Consider the following 15,144-nt stretch of genomic DNA (forward strand, 5'->3'; position numbering starts at 1 on the left):
TTTTTCATTCCACCTTCTCGTTCGGATAGACGCCCCAGAGGCGATTCTGACGGATATACCCGTCGACATCGCGCTTCGACGGGAGCGTCACGACCAGGCGGCACCACGTCCCGCCGCAAGTCTTCACGTTGCCGATCACCCCGGATTGCAGCCTGGCCTGATCGCTCGCCGTGTCGTCGGGGCTCGCCCGCAGGGGCACCGCCGCCTTAACGCCGTCCTTGTCCGGGCCGGCATTCACGATGGCCGTGCGCCGGCCGGACAGCAACGAGTGCAGCACCCAGCCCTCGGTGCCCTCGGAATCGCGGATCCGCCGCCACGTCTCGAACTCGCCGATGATCTCGACGGGCAAACCGGCGCGCTGGAACACCCACAGGGTGCGGTGGTCCTTCGATGGACCCTCGCGCAGGTTCACGCGGTCGGTCTTGAGGCTGGCATAGCGCGGCAGTGGCAGCTTCGTGACAGGGCCGACGCCGTTCTCCTGCGCCATGGCGGGGCCGGCGAGGCCCATGGTGCCGGCGAACAGGACGGCGATGAGAGTCGGGCGTAGCGCGCGCATCGTCCCTCCGGGAATGACGTCCGGGGCGGATCCCCCAACGGTCGATCCGCGCTCCGATTGTGTTCCGCCCGGCCTCTGCTAGACAGGCCATCACGGCCGGCGCCAGCCGGCAACCGGGGTGCGGAAGCCAGTCCTGTGTGGCCGAACTCGGTTAACGGATGCTTGCGGCCCATGCGCCGGGGGGAGTGAGACCGTGTCGAAGCGTAAGCCGCTCGTGGTGGTGACGCGCCGTCTGCCGGACGCCGTCGAGACGCGGATGCGCGAATTGTTCGACGTCCGCTTGAACGAGAGCGACTCGCCGCTCAATGGCGAGGCGCTGGCCTCCGCCCTGCGCGAGGCCGACGTGCTCGTGCCGACGGTGACGGACGAGATCGATTCCGGTCTCCTCGCCCAGGCCGGGCCGAACCTGCGGCTCATCGCCAATTTCGGCAACGGCGTCGATCACATCGATGTCGGCGTCGCCCTGGAGCGGGGCATCACAGTCACCAACACGCCGGGCGTCCTCACGGAGGACACGGCGGACATGACGATGGCGCTGATCCTCGCGGTCGCCCGCCGGGTGCCCGAGGGCGCGCGGATCATCCCCGAGGACGATTGGACGACCGGCTGGTCGCCGACCTGGATGCTCGGCCGCCGGATCACCGGCAAGCGCCTCGGCATCGTCGGCATGGGCCGGATCGGTCAGGCGCTCGCCAAGCGTGCCCGCGCCTTCGGCCTGCAGGTGCATTACCACAACCGCCGCCGCGTCCCGGCCGCCATCGAGAGCGCGCTGGACGCGACCTACTGGGAATCGCTGGACCAGATGCTGGCCCGCGTCGACATCGTGTCGGTGAACTGCCCGCACACCCCGGCGACCTACCACCTGCTCTCGGCGCGGCGCCTCAAGCTCATGAAGCCCGAGGCCATCGTCGTGAACACCGCCCGTGGCGAGGTGATCGACGAGAACGCCCTCGCCCGCCTGATCGAAGCCGGCGACATCTCGGCGGCGGGCCTCGACGTGTTCGAGCAGGAGCCGGCGGTGAGCCCGCGCCTCGTGAAGCTCGCCCGTCAGGGCAAGGTCGTGCTGCTGCCGCATATGGGCTCGGCGACCCACGAGAGCCGCATCGACATGGGTGAGAAGGTCATCATCAACATCCGGACCTTCATGGACGGGCACCGTCCGCCGGACCGTATCCTGCCGAGCATGCTCTAAAGCATATCCCCGGCGGCGATGCGTTCGCCGCCGCCGGCCGTGTGGAACAGGCGCTCGCTGGTCAGCTTCAGGAAATAGAACCCGAATTCCGGGTTCTGGTAATAGAGCTGCTTGACCTCCGAATAGGACACCCGCAGCGCCCTCCCCGCCTGCATGCAGACCAGGGACGCTGTGCGGGTGTTGCCCGGCGAGAGCAGGCCGAGTTCTCCCACGATTCCGCCTGTCCGCACCTCGTACCCGACTTCGGGCACGAGGAAGACGCCGCTCTCGATGTAGTAGAGCTCGTCGGCCGGGTCGCCCTTGCGGAACACGGTCTCCCCCGTGCCGAAGCGGCGCTTGGTGCCGAACGGCGCCAGCCATTCGAGGGTCAGGCTGCCGGACGCCGCCGCCTCCGCCTGCCGCACGAGCCGCACCATCTCCCACAGCCTGTAGGCGTTGAACGGGATCTGGATGCACTCGGTCAGCACGACGGGCATGCTGCCGATCAGGATGCCGTAGGTGATGACGGCGCAACTCGCGCAGAGGGAGATGATCCGCAGCGGGATCATCGTGCTCATCGCGGAGGACGCGATCGTCAGCGCGGTCCCGAGATAGCCGATGGCCTCGATCCAGTTCATCGCCTTCCCCGGAAGCGGTTGCGGCGGGGGAATGCCCGTCCGCGTCCGTTCGGGCAAGCCGATCTCAGGTGGAAGTTGCGGCTTCCAGCGTCGTGCGGACGGCCTCTGCGGCGCGTATCCCCTGCTCGTAGGCGCCGCCCACCGTGCCCCATTGCTCCCGCGACAGCGCTTCACCCGCGAAGAACAGCTTGCCGCCGATGCCGTCGCGCAGGGTGAGCCGCGCCTGGGCATGGCCCGGCGGGACGACGGCCCAGGAGCCGCGCGCGAACGGATCGTGCCGCCACGCGCTGATGGCCGGGATCGTGAGGTCGCGCAGGCGCGCCCGCCCGACCTGCTCGGCCAGCACGGCGCGGACATGCCGGCGCACCGCATCGGGCCCCCCGCCCGTGGCGTCGATGGCGGCGGCCTCGTGGATATCCAGTTCGTAGAAGTGGAACGGCGTGCCGTCGATGCGGGTGAGCAACCCGGAGGGCGAGCGGCGGCGGCCGTGGAAGCCCGCGAGCCGGTCGCGGCCGCCGAACGGGCTCGACGGCCAGTGCAGCACCGCATGCTCGTAGATGCCGGTGGTGAACCCGTCGATGGCCGCCCGCACCGTATTGGGGAGCGGCGGCGAGAAGGCCGGCCCGTCGCGCAGGACCATCACCGGCACGGTGAGGATGGCGGCCTTCGCCGACAGGCTCGTGCCGTCTTCCAGCGAAAGCTGCACCCCCTCCCCCGCCCAATCGATGCGGCGAACGGGAGCCGAGAGGCGGATCGGCAGGCCGGCGGCGAGCCGCGCGAGGTAGTTGCCGTAGCCCCCGGCGATGAAGAAGTTGTCGCCGTATTCCATACTCGGGAAGTCGTGCAGGGAGACCTCCCCGAGGGGGCGTCCCGAGACGAGGCCGTGGACCTGCGCGACGCGCGCGGCCCAGGGCCCGAGCCCGGCCGGCAGGGCGCTGGCGGCGGGGCGATCCTCACCGTCCTTGCCGGCGCTGCCCGTCATGGCATGGTCGGCGCGCTCGAAGGCGCGGGCGCCCGCGCGGGCTTCCCGAGGGCGGGCGGGCTTGCCGGAAACCCAGGTATGGCCGTCCTGCGGCGCCCGGCGCAGGCGCTCGCCGCGCTCACGCCCGAGGGCCACGAGGGGATTGATCGGCCCGGCATGGAGCCAGTGCGCCCCGAGATCGACCGGGTGCCCGCGTAGCGAAACCGTCACGGCCCGGCCGCCGACTCGATCCCGCGCCTCTAGCACCGCCACCGACCGCCCGGCCGCGACGAGGCTCCGCGCCGCCGCGATCCCCGCCGCCCCGGCGCCGACGATCACCACATCCGGTGAGGCCGGCAACGGCGCCAGGGCCGGACGAAAATCGGGGGTCAGGGCCGGTTGCGTCGTCATCGTCACCGTCTCGCTTCTCGCCCGCCCTTGCACCGCAGCGGGCGCGATCCCACAACCCTGCCGTCTCGATCTGCTCCGGACCAGAACCGATGATTCTCGATTCCGCTTCCGCGGCCCTTCGTCAGACGCTGTCGCCGGCCCTGCGCGGCATCCTCTGGAAATCGCTCGGCCTCACCCTCGCGATCCTCGCGCTCCTGTGGCTCGGCCTGACGCGGCTGATCCAGGCATTCCAGGCGAGCCACCACATCTCGTCGCAGTACCCGATCCTCGACAGCCTCGCCTACTACCTCGCCGGGTTCGGCCTGTTCGTCGCCCTCGCCTACCTGATGCCGGCCGTGTCTATCATCGTCGCCGGCTTCTTCCTCGATGACGCCGCCGAGATCGTGGAGCGCACCGACTTTCCGGGCGAGCCGCCGGGGCAGGCGATGCCCTTCGGAATCTCGATGCTCTACGCCCTGCGCTTCGCGGGCCTGACGCTGCTCGTGAACATGGCCGCTCTGGTGATCTTCTTCGTTCCGGTGATCGGCGTGGCCGCGTTCTTCGCCGCCAATGCCTACCTGCTCTCGCGGGAATATTTCGAGATGGCGGCGGCGCGCTTCCGCCGGATCGACGGCGCTGCGCAGATGCGCCGGGACCATGCCCTGCGCACGCTCCTCGCCGGGTGCCTGCTGGCGGGCATGATGATCGTGCCTGTCGTCAATCTCGTGACGCCGCTCTTCGGCATCGCCCTGATGGTGCATCTGCACAAGCGCATCGCGGCCCGTCAGCCGCGCCTGACCTACCCGCGCTGACCCCCTCTGCGGCGAGGGGCGCCCTGGTATTCCAGCAAGTGCCCCTCTAGCGTACCGCAATGCCCGGTCGCCGCCGGGCCGGAGCGGGCCTGTGATGGAATCGCGTGAGGAACGCCGGGAGCCGCCGCCCCCGCCGGGCAAGGCGCCGTTCGTGCTCCTGATCCTCGCCGGGGCGGGCCTGATCGGCTGGGGCGCCTATGGGCAGTGGCAGCGCGACATCGAGGCGACGCGCACCCTCGACAAGATCCGCAACCTCGTGCCCCGCGTGCGCACCGCCCTGGCCGAGCGGGCCGACGGCCCCCTCGACCTGACGCTGCCCGGCGAGACGCGCCCCTTCATCACCGCCGCCATCGCCGCGCGGGCGACGGGCTACATCGCCGAGCGCCGGATCGACATCGGCTCCCGCGTGAAGGCGGGCGACCTCCTCTTCCGGATCGCAGCGCCCGATCTCGACCAGCAACTGGCGCAGGCCGAGGCGCAACTCGGCCAGTTGAAGGCGCAGAAGCTTCAGGCCGAGGCGCAGGTGGAGCAGGCCAAGGCCAACGTCACCCTGGCCAATCTCACCAACAACCGGACGACGACCCTGGCCGACCAGGGCTGGGCCTCCCGCCAGAACGCCGACACGTCGCAGGCGGGCGTCCTGTCCCAGGCCGCGACCCTGGCCGCCGCCGAGGCCGGCGTGAAGGTCGCCGCCGCCAACATCAAGGCGCAGGACGCGGCGGTGGAGCGCCTGAAGGCGCTCGCCGCGTTCGAGCGGGTCGTGGCGCCCTTCGACGGCGTGGTCACGACCCGGAACATCGATGTCGGCGATCTGGTGAAGGCCGACAACGGTGGCACCCCGCTCCTGACCATGGATCAGGACAGCACCCTGCGCATCACCGTGAACGTGCCGCAGAACCTCACCCGTGGCGTGGCCCCCGGCGTCGAGGCGACGATCCGCGTGCCGCAGCTTCCGGGTCGCACCTTCACCGGCTCGGTGAAGCGCAGTTCCGTCGCGCTGCAGGTCGCCTCGCGGACGCTGACCACCGAAGTCGACGTGCCGAACCCGGATGGCACCCTGCGCGCCGGCATCCATGCCGACGTCACCCTCAAGCTCCCGCGCGACAAGCCGGGCGTGATCGTCCCGTCGGAGGCGGCGATCTTCAGCAAGGGGGAGTTGCGCGTGGCCGTGGTGAAGGATGACGGGCGCGCCACATGGCGGACCATCCGCCTGCGCCGGGATTTCGGCCGGGCCCTCGAAATCGAGGACGGCATCGAGGCACAAACCCGCATCATCCTCGGGCCGTGGCCGGACCTGCGCGAGGACCAGCCCGTGGAGCGGGACGACGGCCCCGCCGGGCACCAGCCGATGCGTTCGGCGGCCCGTTAGGATCAGTTCACCCGGACGACGAGCTTCATCTTCGGGTGGATGCCGCAGAGCACCTGGAACACGCCCGTCTGCGTGAACGTGACCGGTGTGCGGCTGCCCGGTTCCTGATCGCCGGAATCGAAGCTGAAGGTCGGCGAATCGACGTAGGCGTGATGGAGCAGGTCGCTGTCGTCGTTGACGATGACGACCGTCTCGCCCTTCGAGACGACCAGCGTCTCGGGATGGAAGGTCCGCCCCTTCTGCGAGACGATGATGCCCAGGGCCTGCAGTTTCCCCACGACGGGAATGCCGGCGACGACGCCGAGACCCAGCGACAGCAATGTCGGGAACATCACTGCAAGGCCAGGCTTGCGCGGCGGGAGAGTGGCGAGGCTCGACATGCAGGCTCCCGTTTCTTCACAACACATAGCCATACAAGGTTGAGAAAGCCTTTTGCTTGATCACCCCGGCCACGCTGCTTGCGTTCGTGATGCAAGCATGGGTCCGGTACGTCACTTTCGTAATTCAATGAAACGCACAGCTAATCACACTTTAAGATGTCACCCATAGGATCGATGTTGCGGACCGAGTGGTGAACCGGTGAGATGCAATATTTCGAGGCGGCATTCCCGATGAAAGCGAGGGCGCAAGCCCCCGGGCGAAGCTCGCCGATCGGCGCCTTCGTCGCCACGATCAAGGCGCGCATCTTCATCGCCTTCTTCGTGATGAGCCTCCTCTCCGGCGGCCTCGGCTTCTACGCCATCGTGGCCATCGCCCATGTCGGCGATCTCGTCGGCCGGACCTACGACCAGTCGTTGATGTCCATCAACTATGCGCGGGCCACGGCGGCGGACTTCGCCAAGATGCGCGCCACCTTCGCGCGGCAGGGTCTTACCCGCGACAAGGCCGCCCTCGCCAGACTCGACGCGCAGATCACCGAACTCCACACCACCCTGGCGGAAGACCTGACCATCGCCGTGGAGCGAGCCCAGTCCGACCGGGCCGTGCGCGCCGCCCTCGCCGTCCAGACCGGCGTCGCCGCCTGGGACGACATCCGGCGCAGCTTCGGCGACCTCTCCGCCGTCCGCCCCGAGCGCTGGGACGCCCTCGACCATCAGGCCGACGCCATCGACGCCCAGATCGACATGCTGGTGAACTACACCGCCGGCGACGGCTTCACCTTCCGCCAGGCGGCGCGGATGGCGGTCGGCAGCGAGTTGCGCCTCAACATGGCGGCGGCGCTGCTCGCGATCTTCGGCTCGGGCGTAATCGCGTGGCTCCTGCACCGCCGCATCCGGGGGCCGATCGTCTCCGCGTCCCTCGCGGCGCAGCGAATCGCGGGCGGGCACCTCGACGATTCGATTCCCACCGACGGCCGCGACGAACTCGGCAGCCTGCTCCGCTCCATGGCGGCCATGCGCGACAACATCCGCGCGATGATGGAACGCGAGGTCCGCCAGCGCCAATCGGCGGAACGGCTCCTCACCGACGCCCTGCAAAGCTCGCGTGAGGGCGTCGTCGTCGTCGATGCCACGGGCGGCATCGCCTTCGCCAACCCGATGGCGCTGAAGTTCTTCGAAGGGCTCGGCACGGCGGATAACTCCTCCGGCGAGATCACCTGCCGCGAGGCCCTGTCCTGCGATGGCGAGTTCCGGCTGCCGAACGGGCGCTGGCTGCGCGTAAGCCGCAGCGCCACCGAGGGCGGCGGCTTCGTCGCCGTGTGCAGCGACATCAGCGTCGAGAAGGAGCAGGAAGCCAAGCTTCGCGAGACGAACCTGCGCCTCGACGCGGCCCTCGACAACATGTCCCAGGGCCTGTGCCTGTACGATGCCGATCACCGGCTGATGGTGGTGAACCGCCGCTACGGCCAGATCTACGGCCTGCCGGCGAACGCGGTGACGCCGGGCATGACCGCGCAGGAAGTGCTGGCGGTCAGCTCCAACGGCGACGGCTCGGCCGTGCCTTCGGTCTATCCGGTGATCGACGAGTTGCCGAACGGCAAGGTCATCGCCGTCGAGCGCCGGAACACCGCCGATGGCGGCTTCGTGGCCACTTTCGAGGATGTCACCGAGCGGCGCCATGCGGAGGCGCGGATCGCCTTCCTCGCCCATCACGACGTGCTCACCGGCCTGCCGAACCGCACCGCGCTGGAACAGCAGATCAACGCCTCCATCGCGCAGACCGGGCGGGACCAGGGTTTCGCGATCTTCGCCCTCGACCTCGACGATTTCCGGCCGATCAACGACACGTTCGGCCACGCGGTCGGCGACGAGTTGCTCGTGGCCGTGGCCAACCGGCTGAGCGCCTGCGTGCGCGAGATCGACTGCGTCGCCCGCATCGGCGCCGACGAGTTCGTGGTTTTGCAGCGGGCTGTCGAACGGCCGGAAGATGCCGCCGTCCTCGCCCGGCGGATCATCGACGTGCTGAAGGCGCCCTACGTCCTGTCGAACCAGACCGTGAGCGTCGGCGTCACCATCGGTGTCACGGTCGCCCCCGGCGACGGCACGAGTTGCGGCAAGCTCCTGAAGAACGCCGACGTGGCGCTGGCCAGGGCGAAGGCCGAGGCGCGGGGCGCGTTCCGGTACTTCGAGCCGGATATGGACGCCCGGTTGCAGGCGCGCCGCGAGTTGGAAAGCGACCTGCGCCACGCTTTGGAGACCAAGGCGTTCGAGGTCTACTACCAGCCGATCTACAGCCTCGGCTCCGAGCGGATCTGCGGGTTTGAGGCGCTGCTGCGCTGGAAGCACCCGGTGCGCGGCTTCATCTCGCCGGCCGAATTCATCCCCCTCGCCGAGGAACTGGGGCTGATCGTGCCCCTCGGGGAATGGGTGCTGGCCCAGGCCTGCGCCGACGCCGCCCGCTGGCCGGACGGGTTGAAGATCGCCGTCAACGTCTCGGCGGTGCAGTTCACCTCGGCGAGCCTCGTCTCGGCCGTGCGGGACGCCCTGCGCTCCACCGGCCTGCCGGGACGACGCCTCGAACTGGAGATCACCGAATCGGTGCTCGTCGCCAATCCCGGCGTGACCACCGCGATCCTGCACAGCCTCAAGGGGCTCGGGGTGCGGGTGTCGATGGACGATTTCGGCACCGGTTACTCGTCGCTCAGCTACCTGCGCAGCTTCCCCTTCGACAAGATCAAGATCGACCAGTCCTTCGTCCGCGACCTCTGTGAGGAGGACGGCACCGACTTCATCGTCCGCGCAGTTATCAGCCTCGGCGCCAGCCTCGGCATGACGACGACCGCAGAAGGCGTCGAGACGGAAGCGCAATTGGCGCGGCTGCGTGCCGAGGGCTGCGACGAGGTGCAGGGCTACCTCTTCAGCCGCCCGGTGCCGATCACCGACGTGCCGAACGTCATCGCCCGCTGGAACGGCGCGACACGCGCCATCGCCTGAGTTGGGTAGGCCGGGCTCGTCGCCCGGCCTTCGTCTTATTCCGCCGCGTCGAGATGCGGGGTTTCGAGATCGGCCCGCTCGCGCTTTACGAGTTCGGCCGTGCGGAACGCCACCTCGAGGGCCTGCTCCGCGTTGAGGCGCGGGTCGCAGTAGGTGTGGTAGCGGTCGCTCAGGTCGTCGGCCGTCAGGGCGCGCGCACCGCCGGTGCACTCGGTCACGTCCTTGCCCGTCATCTCCAGATGGATGCCGCCGGCAATCGTGCCCTCGGCGCGGTGGACGCCGAAGAAGCCCTCGATCTCCTGCATCACCCGGTCGAACGGACGCGTCTTGTAGCCGCCCGCCGAGATCGTGTTGCCGTGCATCGGATCGCACACCCACACGACCGACCGGCCTTCCCGCTCGACCGCCCGCACGAGACCCGGCAGGTGCTCGCCGACCTTGTCCGCGCCGAAGCGGCAGATGAGGCTGAGGCGGCCCGCCTCGTTCTCCGGGTTCAGGAGGTCGATCAGCTTGATGAGCCCCTCCCCCGTCATGGACGGCCCGCACTTGAGCCCGATCGGGTTCTTGATGCCGCGCGCGTATTCCACGTGGGCATGGTCCGGCTGGCGGGTGCGATCACCGATCCACAGCATGTGCCCGGAGGTGGCGTACCAATCGCCGCTCGTGGAATCGACGCGGGTCAGGGCCTGCTCGTAGCCGAGCAGCAGCGCCTCGTGGCTCGTGAAGAAATCGGTGGTCCGCACCTCCTGGTGCGTCTCCGGGTTGATGCCGATGGCGCGCATGAAGCTGAGCGCATCGGTCATGCGCGAGGCGACGTCCTGATAGCGCGAGGATTGCGGCGAATCCTTCACGAAGCCCAGCATCCAGCGATGCGCGTTCTCAAGGTTCGCGTAGCCGCCGGTCGCGAAGGCGCGCAGCAGGTTCAGCGTCGCCGCCGACTGCCGGTAGGCTTCGAGCTGGCGGCGAGGATCGGGGATCCGCGCCTCTTCCGTGAAGCCGATGCCGTTGACGATGTCGCCCCGGTAGCTCGGCAGGGACACGTCGCCCTGCGTTTCGTTCGGGGACGAGCGCGGCTTGGCGAACTGCCCGGCGATGCGCCCGATCTTCACCACGGGCGAACCGCCCGCGAAGGTCAGCACCATCGCCATCTGCAGAAACACGCGGAAGAAATCGCGGATGTTGTCGGCCGAGTGCTCGTCGAAGCTCTCGGCGCAGTCGCCGCCCTGGAGGAGGAAGGCCTCACCGGTGGAGACGCGGGCCAGCGCCGCCTTCAGCTTGCGGGCCTCGCCTGCAAAAACCAACGGCGGAAAGCTTGCGATCTGCGTCTCGACGGCAGCCAGGGCGGCGGCGTCCGGATAGGCCGGCACCTGCTGAATCGGCAGGTTCCGCCACGTCGTCGGTGTCCAGCGCTCGCCCATGATTCCTCTCCACGCACGTCACTCGTGCGGCCGCGCCCTTCGCGCGGATGGGGGCTTATAGAGACATTCCTCACGGATCGCGAGGGGGCTGCGCTAGAGGCCGGGCTCGCCGTCCTCCACCTCGATCCCGTGCTCCGCGAGGATCCAGAAGATGGCTTCCAGATCCTCCGCCGAGACGTCCCGGGGCGGCAGCGCTTCTTCCAGGTCGTCGTAGGTCAGGCAGCGGCTGCGCTGCGCCTCCGCCTTGGCGAGCAGCCTGTCGATGGCCCGCCGGATGTCGGCCGGCAGCGCATCCTGGCTCGGCAGGCGATACGAGAACGCCGGCCGCAAGGCTTCGGCCAGAAGGCCGTCAATGATTGCTTGACGCCGGTCGTGGGCGTCGTCGCGTTTTCCGTTGCCAGAGCCGTGCTTGCCCATGCGCCTGATATGGCTCAGGGGCGCACGGCGTCGAGGCCCCGCTATACGATAGCGTCAACCGACTCCCACCGGATGCTTGGTCACGGCCGGCACCCGCATGGTCACGAGTTCCTCGGCGGCGGTGGGGTGGACGGCGATGGTCCGGTCGAAATCCGCCTTGGTGGCGCCCATCGTCACGGCGATGCCGACCGCCTGGATCAGCTCGCCCGCATCCTGCCCGAACAGGTGCACGCCCATCACCCGATCCGTCGCGCAATCGACGATGACCTTCATGATCACCCGCTCGTCGCGGCCGGAGAGGGTCGCCTTCATCGGCCGGAACGACGCCTTGTAGACATCGATTCGCTCGCAGGCCGCGCGCGCCGCGCTCTCGCTGAGGCCCACGGTGCCGATCTCCGGCGTCGAGAACACGGCCGTGGGGATGAGGTGGTGATCGACGCTGGTGGGCTTCCGGCCGAACTCGGTGTCGGCGAAGGCGTGGCCCTCGCGGATGGCGACGGGCGTGAGGTTCGCGCGGTTCGTCACGTCGCCCACGGCGAAGATCGAGGGCACGGTCGTGCGCGAGAATTCATCGACGGGGATCGCGCCGACGGCGTCGGGCACGATGCCGACCCGGTCGAGGCCGAGCCCGCCGATATTCGGCATGCGGCCCGTGGCGAGGAGAACCTGATCGGCCTCGATCACGCTGCCGTCGTCGAGCGTCGCGGCAAGGCCGGAGCCCCGTCGTTCGATCTGGCTCAAGGTGCGCCCGAGGCGGAGGTCCATGCGCTTGGCGTAGGCCTCGGCCAGGGCGTCGCGCACCTCGTCGTCGAAGCCGCGCAGCAGCTTGTCGCCCCGGTGCAGGAGGGTTGTGCGGCTGCCCAAGGCGGCGAACACGCCGGCGAATTCCACCGCGATGTAGCCGCCGCCGATGACGAGGATGCGCTCCGGCAGGGTCTCCAACTCGAACACCTCGTTCGAGGTGATGGCGAGGTCCACCCCCGGCACGGCCGGCTCCTTCACCGGATGGGCGCCCACCGCCACGAGAATCCGCTCGGCGCGCACGAGGCGATCCGTTGTCAGCAGGCGCACCGTGTGGGCGTCCTCGATCACCGCCCGCTCGGGGACGATTTCGACGCCCGCCCGCATCAGGTTCACGTCGTAGATGCCTTCCAGCCGCGTGACCTCGGCGTCGCGCCGCGCCTTCAACACGGACCAGTCGAAGCGCGGCTTCTCCAGCGTCCAGCCGAACCCGGCGGCATCCTCGAACTCGTCGGCGAAGCGGCCGGCATAGACCATCAGCTTCTTCGGAACGCAGCCCCGGATCACACAGGTGCCGCCGACGCGGTATTCCTCGGCCAGCATCACCTTCGCGCCGTAGCCGGCGGCGATGCGCGCCGCCCGGACACCGCCCGAGCCGCCACCGATGACGAAGAGGTCGACGTCGAAGCTCATGTCGGCAGATCCGTCGCGGGTGTTCGGGAACGGGCGCGGGCCGCCCGCGCCCAGGTGATGGCAGCACCGAGCCCGGCCGTCCACCAGCCGGCCCAGCCGTTATGCTCCACGAAGGCGATGGAGGCCGCGCAGGCGACGAGGCCGAGGGCCACGGCGAGGTCCGCCGCCGGCAGGGTGGCGACCCGCGCCAGCATCAGCATCAGGACCAGGGCCGCGAGGAACGCCCCCGGCACGCCGAGCTCAGCCCAGACCTGCAGGAAGCTGTTGTGCGGATGGCCGACGCCGAGGAGGATCCGCATGTCCGGCGGCACCTGCGCGGCGACGGGCGCCTCCGCGAACCGTGCGCTCGTGCCGAAGCCCGCGCCGCGCCAGGGCGCGGCGGCGACCGCCGTGCCGAAGCTGCGGGCGATGGCGACCCGCGCCCGCGACGAGGATTGCGTCAGTTGCTGGTGCGCCGCCTCCGGCATGAGCCGGGCGAGGAGATCGCCCTCGACGGGCGCCAGCGCCACGGCGAGGCCGAGCCCGAGGCCGGCGAGGGCCACACCCGCCTTGCGCGGCAGCACGCGGCCGAGCCCCGCCATGGCGAGGCCCGCCGCCAGTCCCATCATCGCCGCGCCGCTGATCGAGCGCAGGACGCCGAGGCCGGCGAAGCCGAGCGTCGCGAGGGCGGCGACCCGCCTCTGCGACCGCCACAGCAGCAGGGCGAGGGGCGCCGCCACGAGGTCGAGGGTCAGCACCGGCCGGTTGTGCACGAAGGCCGCGACCCGGCGGCCGAACGCCCGCTCCACCGGCAGGTCGTAGGCGAGGTCGATGGCCACGAACAGGCCCGACGCCACGATGGCGAGGCAGCCGAGCGGCAGGGCGAATTCCGGGATGCGCCCCGGCGCGAGCCGCGCCAGCAGATAGGCCCCGATCAGGGTCGGCAGGAATTCGCCGAGGAGGCGCAGGGACAAAGCCGGAAACGGGCTCCACGCGATGGAGACGAGGCTCCACGCGAGGAAGGCCAGGGCCGCGAGCCCCAGCGGCGTCCGGAGCGGGCCGATGAGCAGGGCCGGCGTGTCGCCGCCCCCCTCGCGCCAGCGGCCGGCGAGGAAGGCGAGCGCCGCGATGCCCACGACGACCGGGCTCGACCGGTTGGCGAGCACCATCGCCAGGGGCAACAGCGCCAGCGCCGCCCCGCCGAGAGCGTAGAACGGCCGGGCCGCGTGCATGGGGGGCTTACTGAAGCTGGTGGCCGCGCTTGCCCATCTCCGCGCGGACGCGGATCATGATGTATTCCGAGACTTCCTCGGTCCAGCCCTGCATGGCGCGGACCATCTCGTCCAGAAGGGCCGGCTGCATCTCGACGTAGCGCTTGCCGGCGGGCGAGCGGAAGAAGGTCGCGATGTCGTTGAGTTCGGACTCGGAAAACTTCGCCGCATAGGTCCGCGCGGCGATGTCGATCATCCGCTGCTTCTGCAGTTCCATTTCCGGCTGAAGGGCGACCAGCACCTCATCGAGATCCTTCTGCAGCTCCGGCCGGGTGACGGCCTGCTTGCGGATCTGTTCCGCGAAGGACGGGATGATCGAATCGAACGAGCGCGCGATCCCGGAGGAGAGCATCACCTCGCGGGCGAGGGCGAGGTGGTTCGCCGTGTAGGTCGGCCCGGCCGGGGTGTTGGCGGCCGGCATCGGGGCGGCGGGCTTCTTGGCCTGGGCCAGGGCCGGCAGGCAGGGGGCCGCGAGGGCGAGGCCGACCAGGGCGGCGAGAAGGCGGGACATCAGCGGGTTCCGTCGTTGCGAGGATCGGTTCAGGCGAGGCGGCCGAGGATCGTGACCTCGGCTTGCCCGCCGACATCGGCGGCGAGGATCGCGGCGGTCGCGATGCCGAGGAAAAGGCCGTGCTCGACCACGCCGGGCACGGACCAGAGGGCCGTGCCGAGCCGTTCGGGATCAGGGATGCGGCCGAGCTTGGCATCGAGGATGACGTGGCCGCCATCGGTCTTCACCGGCTGGCCATCCGGGCCGCGCCGCAGGTCGACAGGCCCCCGGCAGCCGGCGGCGGCGATCGCCTCCTCGACGGCCTGCTGGGTCGCGGTGAGGCCGAACAGGTTCACTTCGATGGGGAGCGGGAAGGCGCCGAGCGTCGCGACGTGCTTGGCCGCGTCCGCGATCACCACCATGCGGTGGCTGGCGCAGGCGACGATCTTCTCGCGCAGCAATGCCGCGCCGCCGCCCTTGATGAGTCGCAGGTTGCTATCGACTTCGTCCGCCCCGTCGATGGTGAGATCGAGATGCGGAAGCTCGTCCAGGGTGGCGAGTCGGATGCCGAGCCCCTGCGCCTGACGCCGGGTCGCCTCGGATGTCGGCACGCCGACCACGTCGAGCCCGTCGCGCACCCTCGCGCCGAGGAGGTCCACGAAGGCGGCGGCGGTCGAGCCGGTGCCGAGGCCGAGGCGCATCCCCGGCTCGACGAGTTCGAGGGCGCGGGCGGCGGCGGCCCGGCGAAGGTCGGGCCCGCTCATGGGCGACGGTTCCGGGGTGTCTGAGCGAGGTGGACGACGCGCATGATCGGGCTGGCCCTGAGGGACGTTCGCCGCGCCCCTACCATGCCGGCCGCCCGAC

The 15,144-nt window shown here is 69.9% G+C and carries 14 protein-coding genes; 4 read left to right on the forward strand and 10 right to left on the reverse strand.

Features of this window, described 5'->3' with window-relative positions; genetic code table 11:
* Positions 1–4 precede the first annotated feature (4 nt).
* Complete coding sequence (locus tag ACXJ1Y_RS11090) at positions 5–556, reverse strand: SH3 domain-containing protein (RefSeq protein WP_463846338.1); 552 nt, start codon at positions 554–556, stop codon at positions 5–7.
* A 193-nt stretch (positions 557–749) separates the two neighbouring features.
* Between ACXJ1Y_RS11090 and ACXJ1Y_RS11095 the strand changes: the two genes are divergently transcribed.
* The gene (locus tag ACXJ1Y_RS11095; protein ID WP_463846339.1) at positions 750–1,748 is read left to right on the forward strand and encodes a 2-hydroxyacid dehydrogenase; all 999 of its coding nucleotides are present in this window, start codon (positions 750–752) and stop codon (positions 1,746–1,748) included.
* Here ACXJ1Y_RS11095 and ACXJ1Y_RS11100 read toward each other — a convergent pair.
* Both ACXJ1Y_RS11100 and ACXJ1Y_RS11105 read right to left on the reverse strand, forming a co-directional pair.
* Positions 1,745–2,365: a Crp/Fnr family transcriptional regulator gene (locus ACXJ1Y_RS11100; protein ID WP_463846340.1), complete on the reverse strand. Its 621-nt coding sequence runs from the start codon at positions 2,363–2,365 to the stop codon at positions 1,745–1,747. The genes ACXJ1Y_RS11095 and ACXJ1Y_RS11100 overlap by 4 nt on opposite strands.
* 64 nt (positions 2,366–2,429) lie before the next feature.
* Positions 2,430–3,737, reverse strand: coding sequence for a flavin monoamine oxidase family protein (locus ACXJ1Y_RS11105; RefSeq protein WP_463846341.1), 1,308 nt, complete (start codon positions 3,735–3,737; stop codon positions 2,430–2,432).
* Positions 3,738–3,826: 89 nt separating this feature from the next.
* Between ACXJ1Y_RS11105 and ACXJ1Y_RS11110 the strand changes: the two genes are divergently transcribed.
* On the forward strand, positions 3,827–4,528 hold the full coding sequence (locus ACXJ1Y_RS11110) for a sulfate transporter family protein (protein WP_463846342.1): 702 nt from the start codon (positions 3,827–3,829) through the stop codon (positions 4,526–4,528).
* Between the two features lie 94 nt (positions 4,529–4,622).
* Positions 4,623–5,897, forward strand: a complete 1,275-nt coding sequence (locus tag ACXJ1Y_RS11115) for an efflux RND transporter periplasmic adaptor subunit (RefSeq protein WP_463846343.1) — start codon at positions 4,623–4,625, stop codon at positions 5,895–5,897.
* A 2-nt stretch (positions 5,898–5,899) separates the two neighbouring features.
* On the opposite strand, the gene ACXJ1Y_RS11120 is transcribed toward ACXJ1Y_RS11115, so the two are convergent.
* Positions 5,900–6,277, reverse strand: coding sequence for a cupredoxin domain-containing protein (locus ACXJ1Y_RS11120; protein ID WP_463846344.1), 378 nt, complete (start codon positions 6,275–6,277; stop codon positions 5,900–5,902).
* A 231-nt stretch (positions 6,278–6,508) separates the two neighbouring features.
* Between ACXJ1Y_RS11120 and ACXJ1Y_RS11125 the strand changes: the two genes are divergently transcribed.
* Complete coding sequence (locus ACXJ1Y_RS11125; protein WP_463846345.1) at positions 6,509–9,271, forward strand: EAL domain-containing protein; 2,763 nt, start codon at positions 6,509–6,511, stop codon at positions 9,269–9,271.
* Between the two features lie 35 nt (positions 9,272–9,306).
* On the opposite strand, the gene ACXJ1Y_RS11130 is transcribed toward ACXJ1Y_RS11125, so the two are convergent.
* The 6 genes from ACXJ1Y_RS11130 to rpiA all read right to left on the reverse strand — a co-directional run bounded on the left by ACXJ1Y_RS11130 (position 9,307) and on the right by rpiA (position 15,044).
* Positions 9,307–10,689: a class II 3-deoxy-7-phosphoheptulonate synthase gene (locus ACXJ1Y_RS11130; protein ID WP_463846346.1), complete on the reverse strand. Its 1,383-nt coding sequence runs from the start codon at positions 10,687–10,689 to the stop codon at positions 9,307–9,309.
* Positions 10,690–10,782: 93 nt separating this feature from the next.
* Positions 10,783–11,106: an RNA polymerase sigma factor region1.1 domain-containing protein gene (locus ACXJ1Y_RS11135; protein WP_243955700.1), complete on the reverse strand. Its 324-nt coding sequence runs from the start codon at positions 11,104–11,106 to the stop codon at positions 10,783–10,785.
* A gap of 54 nt (positions 11,107–11,160) precedes the next feature.
* A complete protein-coding gene (gene gor, locus ACXJ1Y_RS11140) occupies positions 11,161–12,540 on the reverse strand; it encodes a glutathione-disulfide reductase (protein ID WP_463846347.1) in 1,380 nt (459 codons plus the stop codon).
* On the reverse strand, positions 12,537–13,751 hold the full coding sequence (locus ACXJ1Y_RS11145; RefSeq protein WP_463846348.1) for an O-antigen ligase family protein: 1,215 nt from the start codon (positions 13,749–13,751) through the stop codon (positions 12,537–12,539). Before ACXJ1Y_RS11145 ends, gor begins: the two co-directional genes overlap by 4 nt.
* Positions 13,752–13,758: 7 nt before the next feature.
* On the reverse strand, positions 13,759–14,301 hold the full coding sequence (locus ACXJ1Y_RS11150) for a DUF2059 domain-containing protein (RefSeq protein ID WP_463846349.1): 543 nt from the start codon (positions 14,299–14,301) through the stop codon (positions 13,759–13,761).
* A gap of 29 nt (positions 14,302–14,330) precedes the next feature.
* Complete coding sequence (gene rpiA / locus ACXJ1Y_RS11155; RefSeq protein ID WP_463846350.1) at positions 14,331–15,044, reverse strand: ribose-5-phosphate isomerase RpiA; 714 nt, start codon at positions 15,042–15,044, stop codon at positions 14,331–14,333.
* Positions 15,045–15,144: the final 100 nt, after the last annotated feature.

Source organism: Methylobacterium sp. TK26 (genome assembly GCF_055361565.1).

Coding starts and splice junctions, on each gene's coding strand:
- gor (WP_463846347.1), bottom strand. CDS start 12,540: ATGAGCTTCGACGTCGACCTCTTCGTCATCGGTGGCGGCTCGGGCGGT.
- ACXJ1Y_RS11100 (WP_463846340.1), bottom strand. CDS start 2,365: ATGAACTGGATCGAGGCCATCGGCTATCTCGGGACCGCGCTGACGATC.
- ACXJ1Y_RS11150 (WP_463846349.1), bottom strand. CDS start 14,301: ATGTCCCGCCTTCTCGCCGCCCTGGTCGGCCTCGCCCTCGCGGCCCCC.
- ACXJ1Y_RS11115 (WP_463846343.1), top strand. CDS start 4,623: ATGGAATCGCGTGAGGAACGCCGGGAGCCGCCGCCCCCGCCGGGCAAG.
- ACXJ1Y_RS11110 (WP_463846342.1), top strand. CDS start 3,827: ATGATTCTCGATTCCGCTTCCGCGGCCCTTCGTCAGACGCTGTCGCCG.
- rpiA (WP_463846350.1), bottom strand. CDS start 15,044: ATGAGCGGGCCCGACCTTCGCCGGGCCGCCGCCGCCCGCGCCCTCGAA.
- ACXJ1Y_RS11135 (WP_243955700.1), bottom strand. CDS start 11,106: ATGGGCAAGCACGGCTCTGGCAACGGAAAACGCGACGACGCCCACGAC.
- ACXJ1Y_RS11120 (WP_463846344.1), bottom strand. CDS start 6,277: ATGTCGAGCCTCGCCACTCTCCCGCCGCGCAAGCCTGGCCTTGCAGTG.
- ACXJ1Y_RS11105 (WP_463846341.1), bottom strand. CDS start 3,737: ATGACGACGCAACCGGCCCTGACCCCCGATTTTCGTCCGGCCCTGGCG.
- ACXJ1Y_RS11130 (WP_463846346.1), bottom strand. CDS start 10,689: ATGGGCGAGCGCTGGACACCGACGACGTGGCGGAACCTGCCGATTCAG.
- ACXJ1Y_RS11090 (WP_463846338.1), bottom strand. CDS start 556: ATGCGCGCGCTACGCCCGACTCTCATCGCCGTCCTGTTCGCCGGCACC.
- ACXJ1Y_RS11145 (WP_463846348.1), bottom strand. CDS start 13,751: ATGCACGCGGCCCGGCCGTTCTACGCTCTCGGCGGGGCGGCGCTGGCG.
- ACXJ1Y_RS11125 (WP_463846345.1), top strand. CDS start 6,509: ATGAAAGCGAGGGCGCAAGCCCCCGGGCGAAGCTCGCCGATCGGCGCC.